Genomic DNA, 17,674 nt, shown 5'->3' with positions numbered 1-17,674 from the left:
TTCCGCCGTCAAGGATCGCATGGTGCGATCCTCCGAACCCGGGAGGAGGCCGGCTTCCAGCCGGCAGCGGCGAGTCATCGTCGTGGTCGTGACGGTGGTGATCATCGCCGGCGCGTTTCTCGCGCTGACGATCGTGCCGTACAACTCGGCATCGAAACCGATCACGGTCTCGTCGCAGGCGGGCGCAACGACCGCCGTATCTATCCCCGAGGTGGGGTGGGTGACGGTTCACTTTTCCCCAGGGGCGGGGGTGCGAGCGATGCACTATTGGATGGAAGGATCGGGCGGGATGATGTTCGACCACTCGATGATGGACGGGACCGACTCCTACTCGTTCTGGTCGTGGGGCGGGACGTACCAGTGTGGCGCGGGGTTCGCGGGCGCGGGCTCCGGTATGGTGACGGTCTGGGTGAATGCGACCTGGGGCGTGCTCTAGGCGATCGACTCCGGGCCCGGGCGCCTGCTTCGCCCACTCGAACCCGTCGGAACACGACGTACGTGAAAGGCTGGCGGGCCCCCCACGGGGTCCGATGGATCTCCCGACGCTCCCGAAGGAGTCGGAAGCCTCTCGCGAACTCCGACTCGAGCTTCCTCCCATCGTACCGAACGACGTCGAGGCCGCTGCAGGTCTCCGGCCCATCCAGAGCAAAGGCGGCGAGGATGACGTGGCCCCCCACGGGTACGCTCCGGCGGGCCAGCCGCACGTAGGCTCTCCGATCCTTGGCGTCGGTGAGGAAGTGGAAGAACGCCCGGTCGTGCCAGACGTCAAACCGAGCCAGCCGGTCCACGCGGGTGACGTCGGCACGGATCCAACGAACGTTCGGTTCGCCGGTCTCCGAACGCTTGGGACCCAGTTGGACCGCCGCGTCGGCGATGTCGACGACCGTGACCTGGTGGAAACCATGCTCGGACAGTCGGCCTGCCAAGGGCGAGGTTCCGCCTCCGATGTCGACGATTCGACTGCGACGGTTCGCTACCCCTCGTAGCAGACGAAGGGAAGCGGTCGGTTCATCCTGGTGCCAGCTGAGCTCGTCCTCGCCTTTGGTCCGGTAGATGGAGTCCCAATGCCGGCGTCGAGAAACCATGGGGCCCGTCGCATCCTGACCTTCAAGGGCAGGTTGGGCAGCAGGCCTGCTCCACGGAGCAACAGGCACAGCACCGGCAGCAATCCGAGCACGAGCAGCACGCACAAGCAATCTCGGCGGACATCCCCCCGGGAAGGCCGAGAGGATTCATGACAGTTGCCTAGAACGTCCCGGAGCGATGCGGAGAGCGAAGGGACCGACACGGTAGCGCCGCCGCTCGTTTCGGTTGGTTCCGCGATCCCTCCGGGGACGAAACCCGGCGGCTGGAGCGTCCCGACGCACCGTTCGCTTTTAGACCAGCAAGCTTTGCGGCCCGCTGGACACGGTTGCGAAGGCGAGTCGTCCATCGACCGAGGAGCGGGGCGCACGCTCCCCGACCGCATCGAGACGACTCCCCAGCGCTCCCGTCGATCCGAGGCGAACCACATGGCCGATATGGATTCGACGTGCATCAACACCCTCCGATTCCTCTCCGTCGACTCGATCGAGAAAGCGAAGTCCGGCCATCCCGGCCTGCCGCTCGGCGCGGCGCCGATGGCCTACGTGCTCTGGGATCGGTTCCTCCGTCACAACCCTCGAGACCCGCACTGGTGCAACCGGGACCGCTTCGTGCTGTCGGCAGGACACGGTTCCGCTCTGCTGTACTCGCTCCTCCACGTGACGGGGTACGACCTGCCCATCGAGGAGCTCCAGCGGTTCCGGCAGTGGGGGAGCCGGACCCCCGGGCACCCCGAGTACGGACTCACTCCGGGCGTGGAGGCCACGACCGGCCCCTTGGGACAGGGATTCGCGATGGGCGTGGGGATGGCAATCGCGGAGCGGCATCTCTCCGCCACCTTCAACGAGGAAGGCTTCCCGCTCGTGGACCACTACACCTACGCGATCGTCTCCGACGGAGACCTGATGGAGGGGATCGCCTCCGAGGCCGCTTCGCTCGCCGGAACGCTCGGTCTCGGCAAACTGATCTATCTCTACGACGACAATCACATCTCTCTCGAGGGGCCGACGGAGTGGGCGTTCACGGAGGACGTCGCCGCACGGTTCGTCGCGTACGGCTGGCACGTCCAGAGGGTCCCCAACGGGAACGATCTCCCCGCGATCGAGGCCGCGATCCGTGCCGCGCAGGCAGAAACGGCGCACCCCTCCCTCATCTGCGTGCGCACCCACATCGGCTACGGCAGTCCGGTTCAGGACACTCGCGAGGCGCACGGAGAGGCACTGGGGCCGGTCAACCTCCGGGCGACGAAGGAGAAGCTGGACTGGCCGCTCGAACCTACTTTCCTGGTTCCGGTTGTGGCCCGCATGCACTTCGGCGAGGCCGTTGCCCGTGGAGCGACATGGCAGAAGGAGTGGGAGACCCTCCGGGAGAGGTTCCGGATCGCGTACCCCGTGAAGGCCGCCGCGTTCGATGGACAGATCACCGGGACACTTCCTCCCCGATGGAGCTCGACCCTCTCGACCTTCGCTCCCGCCGACGGGCCCATGGCGACGCGGGACGCCTCCCAGAGGGCGCTGGACGCCCTCGCGCCGACTCTCCCGGCGCTCGTCGGCGGAGCGGCCGATCTCTCCCCCTCGACGAAGACGCTCCTGCCGGGGTCTCCGGACTACTCCTCCGTGGAGGCGAAGGGACGCAACTTCCACTTCGGGGTTCGAGAGCACGCGATGGTCGGCGCGCTCAACGGCATGGCGCTGCACGGAGGGCTCCTCCCGTACGGCGGGACGTTCCTCATCTTCTCCGACTACGCGCGGGGCGCCATCCGGCTCGCGGCGCTCCAACAGACGCACGTGATCCTCGTGTTCACGCACGACAGCATCGGAATGGGGGAGGACGGCCCCACTCACCAGCCGGTCGAGCAGCTGCTGAGCCTGCGCGCGATCCCCGGCCTCAACGTCATCCGTCCGGCCGATGCCAACGAGACGATCGCTGCGTGGCGAGTCGCTATCGAGCGGCCGGGTCCTACGGCCCTTGTGTTCAGCCGCCAGAAACTCCCGATCCTCGATGCCGGTAAGTATCCCATCGCGGAGGGCGTGCCCCGCGGCGGGTACATTCTCTCGGAGGCGGCGTCCGCTCCTCCGAGGCTCGTGCTCATCGCGACCGGGTCGGAGGTGTCACTCGCGCTGGCCGTTCAACAGCGGATCGCCGGCACTGGGGTGCCGGTTCGTGTGGTCTCCCTGCCGTCGTGGCGCCTCTACGACGAACAGCCCCGCTCCTACCGCGAGTCGGTCCTTCCTCCCGGAGTTCCCAAGATCTCGATCGAAGCCGGAGTGACCCTCGGCTGGACTCGATACGTCGGGGAGCATGGAGCATCGATCGGGGTGGATCGGTTCGGCGCGTCCGCGCCCGGCCCCATCCTGCAGAAGGAACTAGGCCTCACGGTCGAGCACGTGGTCGAGGTCGCCACGCGCCTGCTCGCCGCGTCCTCGAAGGGGGCTTGACCGTGAAGCCCCTGGCCGCCCTCCTCGCCCAAGGCCAATCACCCTGGCTCGATTACATCCGACGGAGCTTGCTCACCCACGGCGATCTCGCGCGGATGGTGAACACGGACGGCATCACGGGCGTCACGATCAATCCTACGATCTTCGAAAAGGCGATCGCCGGCAGTACCGACTACGACGCCGCGCTGAGGGTGCTCCTGGCCCGCGAGCCTCACCTCTCCGCCGCCGAGCTGTACGAGCGCCTCGCGATCGAGGACGTCACCCTGGCGGCCGACATCCTGCGCCCGGTGTACGATCGGACGAAGGGAGCCGACGGGTTCGTCAGCCTCGAGGTCGCGCCCGGACTGGCGCACAACACCCCGGGTACCATCGCGGAAGCGCGCCGCCTCTGGGCGTCGGTCCACCGGCCGAATCTCCTTATCAAGGTCCCCGCGACGCCCGAGGGGATCCCGGCGATCCAGCAGTTGCTCTCGGAGAACATCAACGTCAACATCACGCTGATGTTCTCCCTCGCGCACTACGAGGCGGTCGCCCAGGCGTACCTCGCGGCGCTCGCCCGCTCCTCCGCGCCGTCCCAACTCGCATCGGTCGCGTCGATCTTCGTCAGCCGCATCGACACGGCCGTGGACAAGCTCCTCGACGCCTCGACGGACCCGCGGGCGAACGCCCTCAAGGGAAAGATCGCTATCGCCAACAGCCGCGTGATCTACGCCCGGTTCCAAGAACTGTTCGAAGGCGCGGCGTTCCCCGCGTGGGCGAAGCAGGGCGCCCGACCTCAACGACTCCTGTGGGCCAGCACCAGCACGAAGGACCCGAGCCTGCGCGATACGTTGTACGTCGAGGAGCTCGTCGGGCCCGAAACCGTGGATACGATCCCGCCGGCCACTCTGGCCGCGTTCGAGGACCACGGGGTCGTCCGGGGCAACACAGTCACCGAGGGAGTGCCCGAGGCCCGAGACCTGTTGAAGCGGGCGAAGGAGGTTGGGATCGACCTCGTCCGGATCACCGAGGCCCTTCAGGTCGAGGGCGTCGCGGCGTTCGCGGCTTCGTATGCGCAACTCCTCGCCTCTCTCGACACCCGCAAGAAAGCGATCCTCGCCGGCGCGATCGATCCGCAGGTGTGGAACCTCGGGCCCGCCGCGAAGAGCGTGGAGCTTCGGATCCAGTCCTGGCAGGACGCGCACGTCGGTGATCGACTGTGGCGAGGCGATCCCACGCTCTGGCCGGCCGCCGCCGCTCCGGACGTGGCCGACCGACTCGGCTGGCTTCGACTGCCCGAGACGATGCGAGACGCGCTGCCCGCGCTCCTCAAGTTCGCGGAGGAGGTCCGAGCGGACGGGACCCGCCACGTCGTCGTCCTCGGGATGGGCGGCTCCTCCCTCGCGCCGAACGTGTTCCGAAGGATCTTCGGCCCCCGCGAGGGCTATCCGGAGCTTCTCGTGCTGGACAGCACGCATCCCGACGCGATCCGCGAGGTGCAGAGTCGCATTGATCCTCGACACACCCTGTTCGTCGTCTCGAGCAAATCGGGGACGACGACCGAGCCGCTCTCCTTCCATCGGTACTTCTGGGAAGTGCTGCGGGCGGCCGGCGAGGCGCCCGAGCGGCGATTCATCGCGGTCACCGATCCCGGCACGCCGCTCGAGAAACTCGCACAGGATCTGAAGTTCCGGGCCACGTTCCGCGCGCTCCCCACCGTGGGAGGAAGGTACTCCGCGCTCACGATGTTCGGGCTCGTCCCCGCTGCGCTCTGCGGCGTGGACGTCCTGACGCTCCTCGATCGCGCCCGGACGATGGGTGCGGCCTGTGCTCCCTCCATACCCGTTCCCGAGAATCCTGCTCTGAGATTGGGGGCGACGCTCGGAGAGCTCGCGACGCACGGCCGCGACAAGCTCACCTTCTATGCCTCGCCGAGCTTCGCCCCGTTCCCGGACTGGATCGAACAGCTCGTCGCCGAGAGCACGGGGAAGACCGGCAAGGGGATCGTTCCGATCGTAGATGAACCGATGCTCGCGCCGGAGGTGTACGGGCCCGATCGCTTGTTCGTTGAGATCGAAGAAGGAGATGGGGTGAATGCCGCGCTCGCATCGCACACCGCCCGACTGGAGGCCGCGGGGCACCCGGTCGTACGGTTGCGCGCCCGCGAGCTCGTCGACCTGGGGCAGGAGTTCTTCCGCTGGGAGCTCGCGGTGGCGAGCTCGGGGATGATCCTCGGGATCGACCCGTTCGACCAACCGGACGTGGAGCTCGCGAAGGAGCTCGCGCGACGGGCGATGGCTCCCGCCGCGCCCGGGGCGCCGACCCCGGAGGTGGAGACGGTTGCGGGAGGCGACCCCGCCGCCCTCTCGAACGCCGTGAGGGCCTGGCTCGCCACCTGCCGACCGGGAGACTACGCGGGCATCCAGGCGTACCTGGCTCCGAGCGCGGAGACCTGGAGCGCGCTCGAGGCGATCCGCCGGCGAACGCTCGAACGGATGCATGTCGCGACCACGCTCGGGTACGGGCCGCGCTTCCTGCACTCCACCGGCCAGCTGCACAAGGGAGGCCCGAATACCGGTCTTTTCCTCCAGCTGGTCGATACCCCGCGCCAGGATCTCGAGGTTCCCGGAGCGGGCTACACGTTCGGGCAACTGATCCGTGCGCAGTCGCTGGGAGACTACCAGGCGCTGCGCCACAAGGGGCGCCGGGTCCTGCGCGTCGATCTCGGAACCGACGTTGCGGGGGGCCTCGGACGCGTGCGAGAGGCGCTCGATGGCTGATGTGTCCCTCCTCCTGTGGGACGTCGGCGGCGTGCTGCTCTCGAACGGCTGGGACCACGCGGCGCGCCAGGCGGCCGTGGAGAGGTTCGATCTTGACCCCGCCGAGTTCGAACGACGGCACGGGCAGGTGGAGACGGACTTCGAGACGGGCCGGACGGACCTCGAGGCCTACCTCTCGGCGACGGTGTTCTACCTACCGCGGACGTTCGGTCGCGAGGAGTTCCGTCGGTTCATGCACGCTCGATCGACCCCGCACCCGGTGGCGCTCGCTTTCGCCCGCGAGCTCCGTACCGCGGGAAGGTTCGTGATGGCGGCGCTGAACAACGAGTCGCGGGACCTGAACGAATATCGCATTCGGACCTTCCATCTGCCCGAGATCTTCCACCTCTTCCTCAGCTCGTGCTACACGGGCCGACGCAAGCCGGATCCCGAAGCTTACCGATATGCACTGGAGATCACTCAGCGCGACCTCGACGAGGCGCTCTTTCTGGACGACCGACGTGAGAACGTCGAGTCGGCCGCCCGGCTCGGCCTGCGCACCCTCTGGGTGCGAGACCCCGACCGGATCCGTGAGGAGCTCGCCTCCGCCGGCATCGTCGCGGGGTGAGAAGGAGCAGATCGATGAAACTCGGAATGATCGGACTCGGAAAGATGGGCGCCAACATGGCCGTGCGACTCGTGCGCGGAGGCCACACCGTGGTCGGGTATGCGCGCACGAAATCGGTCGTCGATGGCGCGGTGGCGCAAGGGGTGACCGGGTCGAGTTCGCTCGCCGACCTCGTCCGACAGCTTCCCACCCCGAGGATCGTGTGGCTGATGATCCCGTCCGGGGCTCCCGTCGATCAGGAGTTGGAACAGCTCCATCCGCTGCTCGCGCCGGGCGACCTCATCGTCGATGGAGGGAACTCGTACTACCGGGACACGCTGCGCCGCTCGGAGCTGGTGAAGAGCTGGGGGTTCCGATTCGTGGACGTCGGTACGAGCGGTGGGATCTGGGGGCTCACGGAGGGCTACTCGATGATGGTCGGCGGCGACCCCACCGACGTCGAACAGATACGGCCGATCCTCGAGACGCTCGCCCCGGGCCCGACGAAGGGATGGGGTCGCATGGGAAAGATCGGCTCCGGTCATTTCGTGAAGATGGTCCACAACGGGATCGAGTACGGCATGATGCAGGCCTACGCGGAAGGATTCGCGGTCCTCCAGGCGAAAACGGACTTCGCGCTCGATCTGCACCAGATCTCGGAGGTCTGGCGCTACGGGAGCGTGATCCGTTCCTGGCTGCTCGAGCTCACCGAGTCGGCGCTCGCGGAGAACCCGACGCTCCAGGGCATCCAGCCCTGGGTCGTCGATTCGGGCGAGGGCCGCTGGACCGTGACCGAGGCGATGGACCTCAACATTCCCGCGCCGGTCATCACGCTCGCCCTCCAGCAGCGACTGCGCTCGCGCGAGTCCGATCCGTTCGCGGAACGCCTATTGGCGATGATGCGCAACAAGTTCGGCGGCCACGAAGTGAAGAAGGACGCCTGACCATGGACTCCCCCGCCGGCGAGCCGCACATCTTCGTGGTTTTCGGGGCCACGGGCGACCTCATGCAACGAAAGATGCTCCCGGTGCTGTACCACCTCGCCGCGCAGGGCAAGCTCCCGGGAGAGACCGTCATCCTCGGAGTCGCCCGCCATCCGCTGGACGACGCGGCGTTCCGGAAGCAGGCCGCCGCCTCTCTGCTGGAGGAGAAGGCCGGTGCGGAAGCCGACGTGCGGGTGTTCTGCGAGCGCACCCTCTACTACCAACCCCTCGACAACCAATCCGGTACCGGATACCAAACACTTCGGGGCCGCATCGAACAGGTCGAGAAGGAGCACGGGCTCCCGGGGAACCGGATCTTCTACCTTGCACTCCCCCTCGAAGCGTTCGGTCCGACGCTTCAAGGGCTGGGCGAGGCGGGCTTGAGCAGGAGCCCCGGATGGACCCGGGTCGTCATCGAGAAGCCGTTCGGCCGCGACCTCGCATCGGCCGTGGCGCTCAACGCGCTCGCGCACCGCTACTTCGAGGAGAAGCAGATCTACCGGATCGATCACTACCTCGGCAAGGAGACGGTCCAGAACCTGTTGGTCTTCCGCTTCGCCAACGTGTTCTTCGAATCGCTGTGGAACCGCGACCGCATCGACCACGTAGAGATCACCGTGGCCGAGAGCCTCGGCGTGGAAGGTCGAGCCGGCTATTACGAGAGTTCCGGCGCGCTGCGGGACATGGTGCAGAACCACGTCACCCAGCTCCTCACGCTCGTCGCGATGGAGCCGCCCGCCACGAAGGATGAGGACGCGATCCGCAGCGAGAAGGTCAAGGTCCTGCACAGCGCCGTACGGATCGCGCCGGGCGACGTCGTGCGCGGGCAGTACGGGCCGGGAAACCTCAACGGTCAACCGTTGCCCGGGTACCGGCAAGAGCCGGGCGTCCCACCGGACTCGGACACGGAAACGTACATCGCGCTTCGGCTGAAGGTCGCCAACTGGCGCTGGCAGAACGTGCCGTTCTTCCTGCGGACCGGAAAGCGCCTCCGGGCCAAATCGAGCCGGGTCGTGGTAACGTTCAAGGCCCCGCCGGTCTCGTTCTTTCAGACGGAGCAGGAGTACGCGGTCAACCCGGATCGAATCACCATCCTCTTGCAGCCTCAGGAAGGGTTCGAGCTCGCCTTCGAGATCAAGATCCCCGGCCGCGAGATGCGGGTGCAGACGCACCGGATGAAGTTCCACTACGCCGACGTCTTCGGCGAGCTCCCCGACGGTTACGAGACGCTCCTCGTGGACGTGATGGGAGGAGACGCGAGCCTCTTCGTCCGGGACGACGAGATCGAGGAGTCCTGGCGTCTCTACGCGCCGATCCTGGAGCACCCTCCGGCGATCGTGTTCTATCCGGCGGGCTCCGACGGCCCGGTCGAGACGCAGAGGCTCGTCGAGGAGTGGGGGCACCGGTGGGACCCCGGTTAGAACGGGAGATCCGGGTCTTTCCCGATCCGACCCGCGAAGCTGAAGCGGCGGCACGCCACCTCGCCGCGCAGGCGCGAGCGGCCGTGCGAGCGCGCGGTCGGTTCTCCTGGGTGCTCGCGGGGGGCCGCACGCCCGAGGCACTCTACCGGCTCCTCGCACGTCGGTGGCGCTCGCGCTTCCCGTGGGAAGAAACGGAGATCTTCTTTGGCGACGAGCGGTGCGTGGGTCCTCGGGGCCCCGAGAGCAACTACGCCATGGCGCGGGAGGCGCTGCTCGCCCATGTACCGATCCCCCGCCGACAGGTCCACCGCCTTCGAGGAGAGCTTCGGCCCGCGTCCAAGGCGGCCGAGGACTACGCGCGTCTCATCGGACCCGCGCCGCCCACGGGGGCACCCCCGCGCTTCGATACCGTGCTCCTAGGGCTCGGGCCGGACGGTCACACCGCCTCGCTCTTTCCCGGAGCGCCGGCCCTCCGAGAGCGAACGTGCATGGTCGTCTCCGTACCGCGCGCGGGCCACCCCCCCTGGGTCCCGCGGCTGAGCCTCAGCCTGCCGGCGCTCGCATCCTCCCGAGAAGTTCTGTTCTTGGTCGAAGGCTCGGAGAAGGCCGCTACCGTAGCGAGGGTCCTACGAGCCGGGCCCCGCGGCAACTCGAAGCTGCCGGCCAGCCTGGTGCGCTCGGCGGGACCGATCCTCTGGTTTCTCGATCGCGCCGCGGCCTCGCGCGTGCCGCGCGCGGCGATCGGCCCGGGCCCACTGCCGAGGGAGAAGCGCCACCCGGCGCGCGGCTAGCGTCGGGGTCGGCGCCGGGTCGTTGGGGACCGGGATCGCGCACGCTTCGGACCGGTCCGGCGTTCGGTCAGGTCGACCCACTCGGTGGGGTCCTGCCACAGGCGGAATCCACCGATGATGGCGTGCTCGTTGCTCCCGGCGCGGGTGCGCGGAGGGAGCTTGCGGATGAGGCGCGCGTTCCCTCCCCCGAGGACGACTTCGTCCGGCTCGAGAGCGGCGGCGAGCACGCCGACCACCTTGCGCACCTCCTTGGACCACTTCTTCCGGCCGTACCGCTCGAGCGAGGCCTCTCCCACGTACTCTTCGAACGTCCGCTCCTTCTTGTACGGGAGGTGCGCGAGCTCCATGGGCTGGAGCTTGCCCTCGATCACCATGGCCGATCCGAGACCGGTGCCGAGCCCGAGGAAGAGCATCCGGCCTTTCCGGTAGCTCCCGAGCGCCTGCATCGCCGCGTCATTGACGACGTGCACCGGATGCCGGAAGGCCCGGGTGAAATCGAAGCCGACCCAGCCGGGCCCGAGATTGTGGGGGTCCTGCATGATCCGACCCTTCGTCACGACCCCCGGGTAGCCGATGGCCACGACGTCGTACTCGTGCCCTCGCAGCCGCGTCTGGAGCTGCCGAACCATCCGACCGGGTGTCATCGTCGGGCCGGAGACGATGCGAATCCGCCGGGCCCGATCGGAGAACGCGGCCCGGACATGGCTTCCGCCGACGTCGAGAACGAGGATCTGCAGGCCCGTGCGCGGAGGAGGGGGCGACATCGTGGGTCCCAAGGACGCGAGTCGGTTAAGCCGCGTGGTCCGGGGCGCGTCGGGAGGCGCCGTGGGGCGGCCGCGCGGTCCGCGGAATGAGAACGGGGGGCCGGAGCTCCCGTGGGTATCCGCCGTGAGGGGTTCCGCGCGCGCCGCGAGCCCTCGCGACGGGGGGTCCCGGACGCGTCGGATCCTGCTCCACGCGCGTCGATCCTAGCGGATTTCGGAAAGCCTTATGGGTCGGAGCCCAGTCGAGCGGCACCGATGGGCGACCAGGACCTTTCGAGCGAGCTCCAGGGTCAGGGCTACCAGCTAGTGGGCCGCCACAGCGCGGTGAAGCTCTGCTACTGGACCCGCGAGTCCCTCGTGAACAAGCGCGATTGCTACAAAGGCCGATTTTACGGGATTCAGAGCCACCGGTGCCTGCAGATGTCCCCAGCGATCGACTCGTGCAATCTGCACTGCCGCTTCTGCTGGCGCAACCAAGGCTGGGAGAACGACGAGACGATGCCCGAGTACGATGACCCCGAGACCCTCATCGATCGGTCGATCGAGGCGCAACGGCGGATACTTTCCGGGTTCAAGGGGGACGACTCGATCGATCTCGACCGCTGGAAGGAGTCCCAGGCTCCACGCCACGTCGCGATCTCGCTGACCGGCGAGCCCACGCTCTACCCGAAGATGAACCGCTTCCTCGAGCTCTGCCACACCCGAGGCATCACCACCTTCCTGGTCACGAACGGCACGAACCCCGACGCCTTGCGCCACCTCGATCCGCTTCCGACGCAACTGTACGTCTCGGTCACCGCGCCGAACGCCGAAGTGTTCCGTCGATTGACCCTGCCCGCGCAGGAGGACGCGTGGGAACGGCTGCAGGAGTCGCTCGAGATCATCCGCGATCTCAACACGCGCCGGGTCGTCCGCCACACCCTGGTCAAGGGATGGAATCTCGGCTGGGTCGACGCCTACGCCGAGATGGACCTCACCGCGCGACCGGACTTCATCGAGCCGAAGGGCTACGTGTACATGGGAAAGTCCCGTCAGCGGCTCGGCAAGAGCCACGTCCCGACGCACGAGGAGATCGGCCATTTCGCCCGCCAGCTCGCGCGCCGGACCGGCTACCAGGTGCTCGACGAGTCTCCGGACTCCAAGGTCTATCTTCTCGGAGAGAGCGCCGAGGGGCGCTACCTGCCCGGGCTGGGCCCGAGCGGCGAGCTTCCCATGGTCGCCTAGGGCGATCGGGGCAGCAGGCGGGTCAGACCACCCACGGGCGTGTACGAGTCGATCTCAGGCACCTCCAGGGACTCCGGCATGGGTCGATGGAACCGGTTGAACCAGATCGGTCGGATGCCGGCGCCGAGGGCCCCGCGCACGTCGCTTCCCCAGGAGTCCCCGATCATCACGGCCTCCTCCGGGCGGGCCTTCGCCTTCCTCAGGGCGATCCGGAAGATGCGGGGATCGGGCTTGGAGACGCGGGCGGCCTCCGAGATCACGAGGAAGTCGAGACAGCCCTCGAGGCCGATGGCCCGGATCTTGTCGTCCTGCTCCGCTACCTGATTGTTCGTCACGACCCCGATCGTCGCTCGCCCCTGCAGGCGATCGAGCACGGCGCGGGCTCCGGGCACGGGGCGACGGGCGCGGAGGTAGCGCCTCCGGTACTCCTCGGAGAAGCGGGCGGCTTCCTCTCCATCGATCTCGAACCCACTCCAGGTGGCGAGGCGGCGGAACCGGAGGAGACGAGCCGCGTCGGGGGTAAGGGTGCCCGCGACGACCTCCGGGTGGATCGCTTCGAGCATGCGCGAGTACTCTCGGAAGAGCTCGTCCACGGAGTGCTGGGCGAGGCGCCGGTCCTTTCGACGGAGGTGGGCGATGCCCGAACGGCAGGCCCGTGTGTGATCGAAGAGCGTATCGTCGAGATCGAAGAGCACGACCTCCGGCCAAGCGAGCCGCAGCGAGGACCGGGAGCGAGGTGAGTTCATGGACATCCTCCGGCAGATGGGAGGCATCGGTGCATGCGCGTAACGTTCGACCGGCGACTAGCCGAGCCGCCAGCTGAGGATCTCGACCAGGATGGAGACCGCGATCCCGAGCCCGATGATGATGAACGGAGGGATCTTGACCGCCCTGGTCTCCTCCATGTCGTAGTATTGGATGAGACCGGCGGCGCTGGAGAAGCCGCGGTTCTTGCTCTCGGGCATGTTCGACCAGCCGACGCGAGGTAGGATATATAATCGCTACCAAGAGCCGGTGCTCCCGAGGTCCCGGGCCGGATCCGCGGGACCGGCGCGATGGATCGCCGCAGACCCTACCGACGGTAGATTCCGGACTCGAAGACGAGGTCCTCGAGCGAGCTGCGGACGCTCGCGCTGAGCCGATCCCCCATCATCGAGAAGCTACCGGAAAAGAGGCGCTCCAGGAACGGTCGAGGTGGGGCGACATCGATCGTCTTGCGCGCGGGGATGCCCGTCATCTGCGAGAGAGCCTCCAGGGCCATCTCCCGGTCCCCGAGATCGTCCACGAGGCCGAGCTCCCGCGCCCGGGCTCCGGTCCAGAACTCACCGGTCGCGAGTTCCTGGATCTTCTCGATGGGCTGCTTGCGCTCCAGCGCCACCATCTTCACGAACGCGTCGTAATCTTGGTGAACGATAGCGGTCAGCTTCGCTCGCTCCTCCTCGGAGAGAGGCCGCAGTCCCTGGTAGGCGTCCTTGTGGCGGCCGGCATGCAACAGCTCGACCGAGACCCCGACGCGCCGCAGCAACTCTTGGACGGCGATGTGAGGGAACACGACTCCGATCGAACCGACATTCGACTCGGGGTAGGCGAAGATCCGGCGCGCGCCGAGCGCGGCCATGTACGCTCCCGAGGCGCCCATCGATCCGATCGACGCCACGACCGGTTTCATCTGGTCGAGTCGCTTGATCGCAAGATAGAGATCCATCGAGGCGACGGCCTCGCCCCCGCCGCTCGAGATGTCGAGGAGAACCCCGCGGAAACGTCCCCGCTCCCGGATCGCCTTGAGCATCCGCGTGAACGGCTCGACGGACCGTTCGCGGATCGTCCCGCGGAACTGTACATGGGCCAATCGTTCGCGCACCATCGGCGGCCTTGCGACCTTCGAAGACCGCCACGAGTTATAATCCCGACGCAGCCCCGCCCGGTCCGGCTACCGAGGGGCGAGGACGTAACCTCATGTCTTGGCTCCCCCTCCCGCGGGAGCGTGGAGCTCGAACCCTCCGCGCTCGACCTCGCTCGCCCGCCCGCGGCCCTCGAGGAGCTCGTCGACTGGTTCGAAGCGCTCAGCTACGGGCTCGTGCTCCTCGAACCCTACCCGCTGACCGAAGTGCGCGGGGCCGTGGACCGATTTCACCAGGAAGTTCGCCTCCACTCCGATCGTGCGGAATCCCACCTCGCGCACGGTCCGCTCCGGACCGACCCCCTCGGGCGCACCCTCACCGAACTGGTCCGGGCGGACCACCGCTGGTTCGAGACCTCCTTCGACCAGCTCGATTGGTTCCTGCGGATCGCGGAGGAGGACGGTCATGGAGGCAACCGGCAAGCCCTCGGCCAGTACGGCCGCCTTGTGGCCGACGCCGTCCGCCGGCACCTGGCCGATGAACGGCTCCTCGCTTCGATGAGCTCGGCGTCCACGAAGGACTAATAGCCTGCCCTTCTCCCACAGATCCAGGCTCTCCATGGCGGCGCGTCCGTACGAAGCGGTGTGGGTCGAGAAGTATCGCCCCCACTCGCTTTCCGAGATGACGGGCCAGGAGACGATCATCCCGCTGCTGCGCACGTACGCCGAGAAGCGCTCGATGCCCCACCTCTTGTTCGCAGGACCGCCCGGGACCGGAAAGACGACCGCCGCACTCGCCCTCGCGCGGGACCTCTACGGCGAGAACTGGCGCGACAGCTTCCTCGAGCTCAATGCGTCGGACGAACGGGGGATCGACACCGTCCGCACGAAGATCAAGGAGTACGCACGAACCGCCCCGATCGGCGGGGTCGGCTTCAAGCTGCTGTTCCTCGACGAGGCCGACAACCTCACGGCCGAGGCTCAGGCATCGTTGCGGCGCCTCATGGAGCGCTACTCGCTCTCGTGCCGGTTCGTCCTCTCGTGCAACTACTCCTCTCGGCTCATCGAGCCGATCCAGTCCCGCTGCGCGGTGTTCCGCTTCCGCGCCTACTCCTCCGAGGCGATCCGCTCCCAGCTCGAGCGGATCACGAAGGCGGAGGGAAAGCGCGTCGACGATGACGCGTACGAGGCGATCATCGCGGCGGCCACCGGCGACATGCGTCGCGCGACCAATCTGCTCCAGCTCGCGGCCACCCACGCCGACCACGTGACCCGGCAGACCCTGCAGGCGTACACGGCGGTGCCGCTGCGCAGCGAGGTGGAAGGGATGCTCGGTGCGGCGGTGAAGGGCGACTTCCTAGCCGCGCGCTCGCAGCTCTACGCGCTGTTCACGGACCGAGGCGTCTCGGGCGAGGACATCCTGCGCGCGCTCCACAGCTACCTCGCGGACGACCGCAAGTCGCTCTCAATCCCCGTACGAGCCCAGCTCGATCTGATCGACCAGCTCGGAGAGGTCGATTTCCGCATCGCCCAAGGTGCCTCCGACCGGATCCAACTCGAGGCCGTCCTCGCGCGGATTTGCGCGGGCGCCCTCGCGGGGAGGTGAGCCGTCCCTGGCGCGTCAGCGCCGCGTCAGCGGTAAGCCGGCAGTGCCCCGGCGCGCCATCGCCGAGGGCGAGCTGCGAGTCCGCCGGACGACCCTCGCGCGCATCCGCGCGCGGCGCGTGGCCAAGGGAGACCCGGTGGCGGCGGGCGAGCTCGCCGGGCTGCTCGCGATGAAGCGGACCGCGGAGCTCATCCCTCACTGCCACATCGTTCCACTCACGGCGAGCCGGGTGGAGATCACCGTGAGGCGCGATCGCGTCGGGGTCCTCGCAGAGGCCGAGACGATCGGCCGCACCGGGGTCGAGATGGAAGCCCTCGTAGGGGCGAGCATCGCGCTACTGACGGTCTGGGACATGGTCAAGTACTTGGAGAAGGATGGCCGCGGCCTCTACCCCGAGACGGCGCTCGGTCCGGTCCGGGTACGGATCAAAGAAAAGGGAGCTCTGCGAGGTCGATGACGACGGAAGAGAAGGGAAGCACGCACGCGCCGCGCCATCACCTCGGAGGCGAGCGGGCCATCGGGTTCGGTATCCTGTCGGTGACGGATACCCACACGGAGGAGGACGATCCGTCCGGTCACCTCGCGCGCGACCTCGTCCAGACGGGCGGCCACAAGCTGGTGCACTATCATCTCGTCGCGAACTCGATCGCGGACGTGCGCGACGCGCTCGATCCGTGGATCGCCGATCCCAAGGTCGAGTGCGTGATTACGGTCGGCGGCACGGGTGTGAGCTCGCGGGACCTGACGGTCGCGGCCATCGAGGGGATGGGTGCGAAGCGTCTGGATGGGTTCGGAGAGCTGTACCGCTCGCTGAGCTTCCAGGAGGTGGGCCCGCTGGCGGTGCTGAGCCGGGCCGGACTCTACCTCATCCAGCAGAAGCCGGTGTTCGCGCTCCCGGGCTCGGAGCGCGCGGTGCGCACGGCGATCGAGAAGTTGATCCTGCCGTCGGTCCAGCACCTGGTCGAGGAACTCGAGCGCTAGGCCCCTCTCGGCGCCGAGCGCATCGAGAGCGCGCCCAGCGGCGGAGGGCCGCTGTCGAGGATCTGCGGCGGGACTCCCTGCGCCTGGCAGAAATCGCTCCACGCGGTGTTCGCATTGGCGTGGTGGGCGAGGAGGACCCCCCGGCTGCCGAGGGAGGCCCATGCGCTCTTCAACTCGAATCGCGCACGCACGACCTCCGGGCCGTTGTCGTAGAAGAAGAGGTCGAGGTCCCGCGCGCCGGCGAGGATCGTGCGCAGGTGCTCCTCGTTGTTGCCGAGCTCGAGGATCCAGCGGGACCGCAGAGCCGGGGGAACGAACTGGCCCACCGTGACGTTCTCGATACCGGCCGAGCGACCGGTGGTCGCCCCGGGGCCGAGGGAGGTTAGTTGTCCGGCCCCGTTCGCATCGAGCGCCGCGAGGATCCAGGCCGTAGAGTACCCCGGGCGCACCCCGGTCTCCACGAGCCGCACCGGCCGCAGGGCCCGGACGAGGAGGTACAGAAGGGGACCCTGGGGCAGCTCGCGGACGAAAGCGAAGTTCGCCCCCCGCGCGAGAAGGAGATCCGCGAGCACCCCCCGCGCGAGCTCCTGGCGGTAGCGGTGGAGCTCGGGGACGGTGACCCCCGCGAGCTCGGCGACGCGGGTGAGGGAGGCCGGGCGGTAGAAGAGCATCCGATGCCGGATCGCCTTGTGGGCCGCCGGCGACAGCAGAGCGCTCGGCCGAGGAGCACGCGCCGCAGCACGCAGCGCCGCCGACTCCCTCATGTCCCACCGAAGGGCCCTCGACTAAAAATATCTGGTCCCAAAGGGTGGGAGGTGGACTCCGCGTTCCGGCATCATTTAATACGCCACGTTTCTCCAAAGGGTAGAGGTAGAGCACGATGGCGGTCCAAGAGATCAACGGGAGCCAGTACGACACATTCACGGGGAAGAACGCCGCGGCGGTCATCGACGTCTGGGCGCCCTGGTGCGGTCCGTGCCGGATGGTCTCCCCCATCGTCGACCACCTCAGCGAGAGGTACAACGGCAAGGTCGCTTTCGGAAAGATGAACTCCGACGACAACGGCGAGAAGGCCGGGGCCCTCGGGATCATGAGCATCCCGACGATCCTGTTCTACAAGCAGGGCAAGCTCGTCGACCGCATCGTCGGGGCGTACCCCGAGGACGTCATCGACGAGCACGTCCGGCGACTGCTCTGA

General features: G+C 67.8%; 18 protein-coding genes and 1 pseudogene. 13 read left to right on the top strand and 6 right to left on the bottom strand.

Translation table 11 applies throughout. From position 1 onward, the window contains the following. Positions 1 to 19: 19 nt before the first annotated feature. Positions 20 to 436 (top strand): hypothetical protein, encoded by a 417-nt coding sequence (locus VMV28_07455; protein HUZ80432.1) that lies wholly within the window; start codon positions 20 to 22, stop codon positions 434 to 436. A 280-nt stretch (positions 437 to 716) separates the two neighbouring features. Here the strand turns inward: VMV28_07455 and VMV28_07450 are convergent. Further along, a pseudogene (locus VMV28_07450) lies at positions 717 to 1,085 on the bottom strand (class I SAM-dependent methyltransferase). A gap of 426 nt (positions 1,086 to 1,511) precedes the next feature. On the opposite strand from VMV28_07450, the gene tkt reads away from it, so the two are divergent. Genes tkt through pgl form a run of 6 tightly spaced genes read left to right on the top strand, consistent with a single transcriptional unit; the run spans position 1,512 to position 10,061 of the window. Continuing rightward, entirely contained in the window at positions 1,512 to 3,521 is a 2,010-nt protein-coding gene (gene tkt / locus VMV28_07445; protein HUZ80431.1) for a transketolase, read from the top strand. A 2-nt stretch (positions 3,522 to 3,523) separates the two neighbouring features. After that, complete coding sequence (locus tag VMV28_07440; protein HUZ80430.1) at positions 3,524 to 6,280, top strand: bifunctional transaldolase/phosoglucose isomerase; 2,757 nt, start codon at positions 3,524 to 3,526, stop codon at positions 6,278 to 6,280. Further along, on the top strand, positions 6,273 to 6,887 hold the full coding sequence (locus tag VMV28_07435; protein ID HUZ80429.1) for an HAD family phosphatase: 615 nt from the start codon (positions 6,273 to 6,275) through the stop codon (positions 6,885 to 6,887). Before VMV28_07440 ends, VMV28_07435 begins: the two co-directional genes overlap by 8 nt. A gap of 14 nt (positions 6,888 to 6,901) precedes the next feature. Continuing rightward, positions 6,902 to 7,810 (top strand): decarboxylating 6-phosphogluconate dehydrogenase, encoded by a 909-nt coding sequence (gene gnd, locus VMV28_07430; GenBank protein HUZ80428.1) that lies wholly within the window; start codon positions 6,902 to 6,904, stop codon positions 7,808 to 7,810. Between the two features lie 2 nt (positions 7,811 to 7,812). After that, the gene (gene zwf / locus VMV28_07425) at positions 7,813 to 9,270 is read left to right on the top strand and encodes a glucose-6-phosphate dehydrogenase (GenBank protein HUZ80427.1); all 1,458 of its coding nucleotides are present in this window, start codon (positions 7,813 to 7,815) and stop codon (positions 9,268 to 9,270) included. Continuing rightward, positions 9,255 to 10,061: a 6-phosphogluconolactonase gene (gene pgl, locus VMV28_07420; protein ID HUZ80426.1), complete on the top strand. Its 807-nt coding sequence runs from the start codon at positions 9,255 to 9,257 to the stop codon at positions 10,059 to 10,061. The genes zwf and pgl overlap by 16 nt, the downstream gene beginning before the upstream one ends. Here pgl and VMV28_07415 read toward each other — a convergent pair. Beyond that, complete coding sequence (locus VMV28_07415; protein ID HUZ80425.1) at positions 10,058 to 10,825, bottom strand: ROK family protein; 768 nt, start codon at positions 10,823 to 10,825, stop codon at positions 10,058 to 10,060. The two genes, pgl and VMV28_07415, sit on opposite strands and share 4 nt — an antisense overlap. Positions 10,826 to 11,080: 255 nt before the next feature. Here VMV28_07415 and twy1 point away from each other — a divergent pair, with 255 nt between their 5' ends. Further along, on the top strand, positions 11,081 to 12,049 hold the full coding sequence (gene twy1, locus VMV28_07410; GenBank protein HUZ80424.1) for a 4-demethylwyosine synthase TYW1: 969 nt from the start codon (positions 11,081 to 11,083) through the stop codon (positions 12,047 to 12,049). Here the strand turns inward: twy1 and VMV28_07405 are convergent. The 3 genes from VMV28_07405 to sppA all read right to left on the bottom strand — a co-directional run bounded on the left by VMV28_07405 (position 12,046) and on the right by sppA (position 13,913). After that, on the bottom strand, positions 12,046 to 12,795 hold the full coding sequence (locus VMV28_07405) for an HAD family hydrolase (GenBank protein ID HUZ80423.1): 750 nt from the start codon (positions 12,793 to 12,795) through the stop codon (positions 12,046 to 12,048). The two genes, twy1 and VMV28_07405, sit on opposite strands and share 4 nt — an antisense overlap. A gap of 57 nt (positions 12,796 to 12,852) precedes the next feature. Next, positions 12,853 to 13,014, bottom strand: coding sequence for a preprotein translocase subunit Sec61beta (locus VMV28_07400; protein HUZ80422.1), 162 nt, complete (start codon positions 13,012 to 13,014; stop codon positions 12,853 to 12,855). 107 nt (positions 13,015 to 13,121) lie between these two features. After that, positions 13,122 to 13,913 carry a signal peptide peptidase SppA gene (sppA, locus tag VMV28_07395; protein HUZ80421.1) on the bottom strand — a complete coding sequence of 264 codons (792 nt, stop codon included), beginning with the start codon at positions 13,911 to 13,913 and terminating at the stop codon, positions 13,122 to 13,124. A gap of 120 nt (positions 13,914 to 14,033) precedes the next feature. On the opposite strand from sppA, the gene VMV28_07390 reads away from it, so the two are divergent. The 4 genes from VMV28_07390 to VMV28_07375 are packed head-to-tail and all read left to right on the top strand — an operon-like array spanning position 14,034 to position 16,476. Beyond that, a complete protein-coding gene (locus VMV28_07390) occupies positions 14,034 to 14,474 on the top strand; it encodes a hypothetical protein (protein ID HUZ80420.1) in 441 nt (146 codons plus the stop codon). 34 nt (positions 14,475 to 14,508) lie between these two features. Next, a complete protein-coding gene (locus VMV28_07385) occupies positions 14,509 to 15,495 on the top strand; it encodes a replication factor C small subunit (GenBank protein ID HUZ80419.1) in 987 nt (328 codons plus the stop codon). Next, the gene (locus VMV28_07380; GenBank protein HUZ80418.1) at positions 15,425 to 15,952 is read left to right on the top strand and encodes a cyclic pyranopterin monophosphate synthase MoaC; all 528 of its coding nucleotides are present in this window, start codon (positions 15,425 to 15,427) and stop codon (positions 15,950 to 15,952) included. Before VMV28_07385 ends, VMV28_07380 begins: the two co-directional genes overlap by 71 nt. Next, positions 15,949 to 16,476, top strand: a complete 528-nt coding sequence (locus VMV28_07375) for a MogA/MoaB family molybdenum cofactor biosynthesis protein (GenBank protein HUZ80417.1) — start codon at positions 15,949 to 15,951, stop codon at positions 16,474 to 16,476. Before VMV28_07380 ends, VMV28_07375 begins: the two co-directional genes overlap by 4 nt. Here VMV28_07375 and VMV28_07370 read toward each other — a convergent pair. Further along, positions 16,473 to 17,240, bottom strand: a complete 768-nt coding sequence (locus tag VMV28_07370) for a class I SAM-dependent methyltransferase (protein HUZ80416.1) — start codon at positions 17,238 to 17,240, stop codon at positions 16,473 to 16,475. The genes VMV28_07375 and VMV28_07370 overlap by 4 nt on opposite strands. 116 nt (positions 17,241 to 17,356) lie before the next feature. On the opposite strand from VMV28_07370, the gene trxA reads away from it, so the two are divergent. Then, positions 17,357 to 17,674, top strand: a complete 318-nt coding sequence (gene trxA / locus VMV28_07365; protein HUZ80415.1) for a thioredoxin — start codon at positions 17,357 to 17,359, stop codon at positions 17,672 to 17,674.

This window comes from Thermoplasmata archaeon (assembly GCA_035532555.1).
Lineage (GTDB): Archaea > Thermoplasmatota > Thermoplasmata > Lutacidiplasmatales > UBA184 > Lutacidiplasma.
Note: the sequence above shows the minus strand (reverse complement) of the source record. Positions and strands in the feature narration are given on the sequence as shown.

Excerpts from the sequence above, each read along its gene's own strand:
- tkt (HUZ80431.1), top strand. The coding sequence starts at position 1,512 with ATGGCCGATATGGATTCGACGTGCATCAACACCCTCCGATTCCTCTCC.
- VMV28_07455 (HUZ80432.1), top strand. The coding sequence starts at position 20 with ATGGTGCGATCCTCCGAACCCGGGAGGAGGCCGGCTTCCAGCCGGCAG.
- zwf (HUZ80427.1), top strand. The coding sequence starts at position 7,813 with ATGGACTCCCCCGCCGGCGAGCCGCACATCTTCGTGGTTTTCGGGGCC.
- VMV28_07385 (HUZ80419.1), top strand. The coding sequence starts at position 14,509 with ATGGCGGCGCGTCCGTACGAAGCGGTGTGGGTCGAGAAGTATCGCCCC.
- VMV28_07400 (HUZ80422.1), bottom strand. The coding sequence starts at position 13,014 with ATGCCCGAGAGCAAGAACCGCGGCTTCTCCAGCGCCGCCGGTCTCATC.
- gnd (HUZ80428.1), top strand. The coding sequence starts at position 6,902 with ATGAAACTCGGAATGATCGGACTCGGAAAGATGGGCGCCAACATGGCC.
- VMV28_07435 (HUZ80429.1), top strand. The coding sequence starts at position 6,273 with ATGGCTGATGTGTCCCTCCTCCTGTGGGACGTCGGCGGCGTGCTGCTC.
- trxA (HUZ80415.1), top strand. The coding sequence starts at position 17,357 with ATGGCGGTCCAAGAGATCAACGGGAGCCAGTACGACACATTCACGGGG.
- VMV28_07370 (HUZ80416.1), bottom strand. The coding sequence starts at position 17,240 with ATGAGGGAGTCGGCGGCGCTGCGTGCTGCGGCGCGTGCTCCTCGGCCG.
- sppA (HUZ80421.1), bottom strand. The coding sequence starts at position 13,913 with ATGGTGCGCGAACGATTGGCCCATGTACAGTTCCGCGGGACGATCCGC.
- VMV28_07405 (HUZ80423.1), bottom strand. The coding sequence starts at position 12,795 with ATGAACTCACCTCGCTCCCGGTCCTCGCTGCGGCTCGCTTGGCCGGAG.
- VMV28_07375 (HUZ80417.1), top strand. The coding sequence starts at position 15,949 with ATGACGACGGAAGAGAAGGGAAGCACGCACGCGCCGCGCCATCACCTC.
- VMV28_07415 (HUZ80425.1), bottom strand. The coding sequence starts at position 10,825 with ATGTCGCCCCCTCCTCCGCGCACGGGCCTGCAGATCCTCGTTCTCGAC.
- twy1 (HUZ80424.1), top strand. The coding sequence starts at position 11,081 with ATGGGCGACCAGGACCTTTCGAGCGAGCTCCAGGGTCAGGGCTACCAG.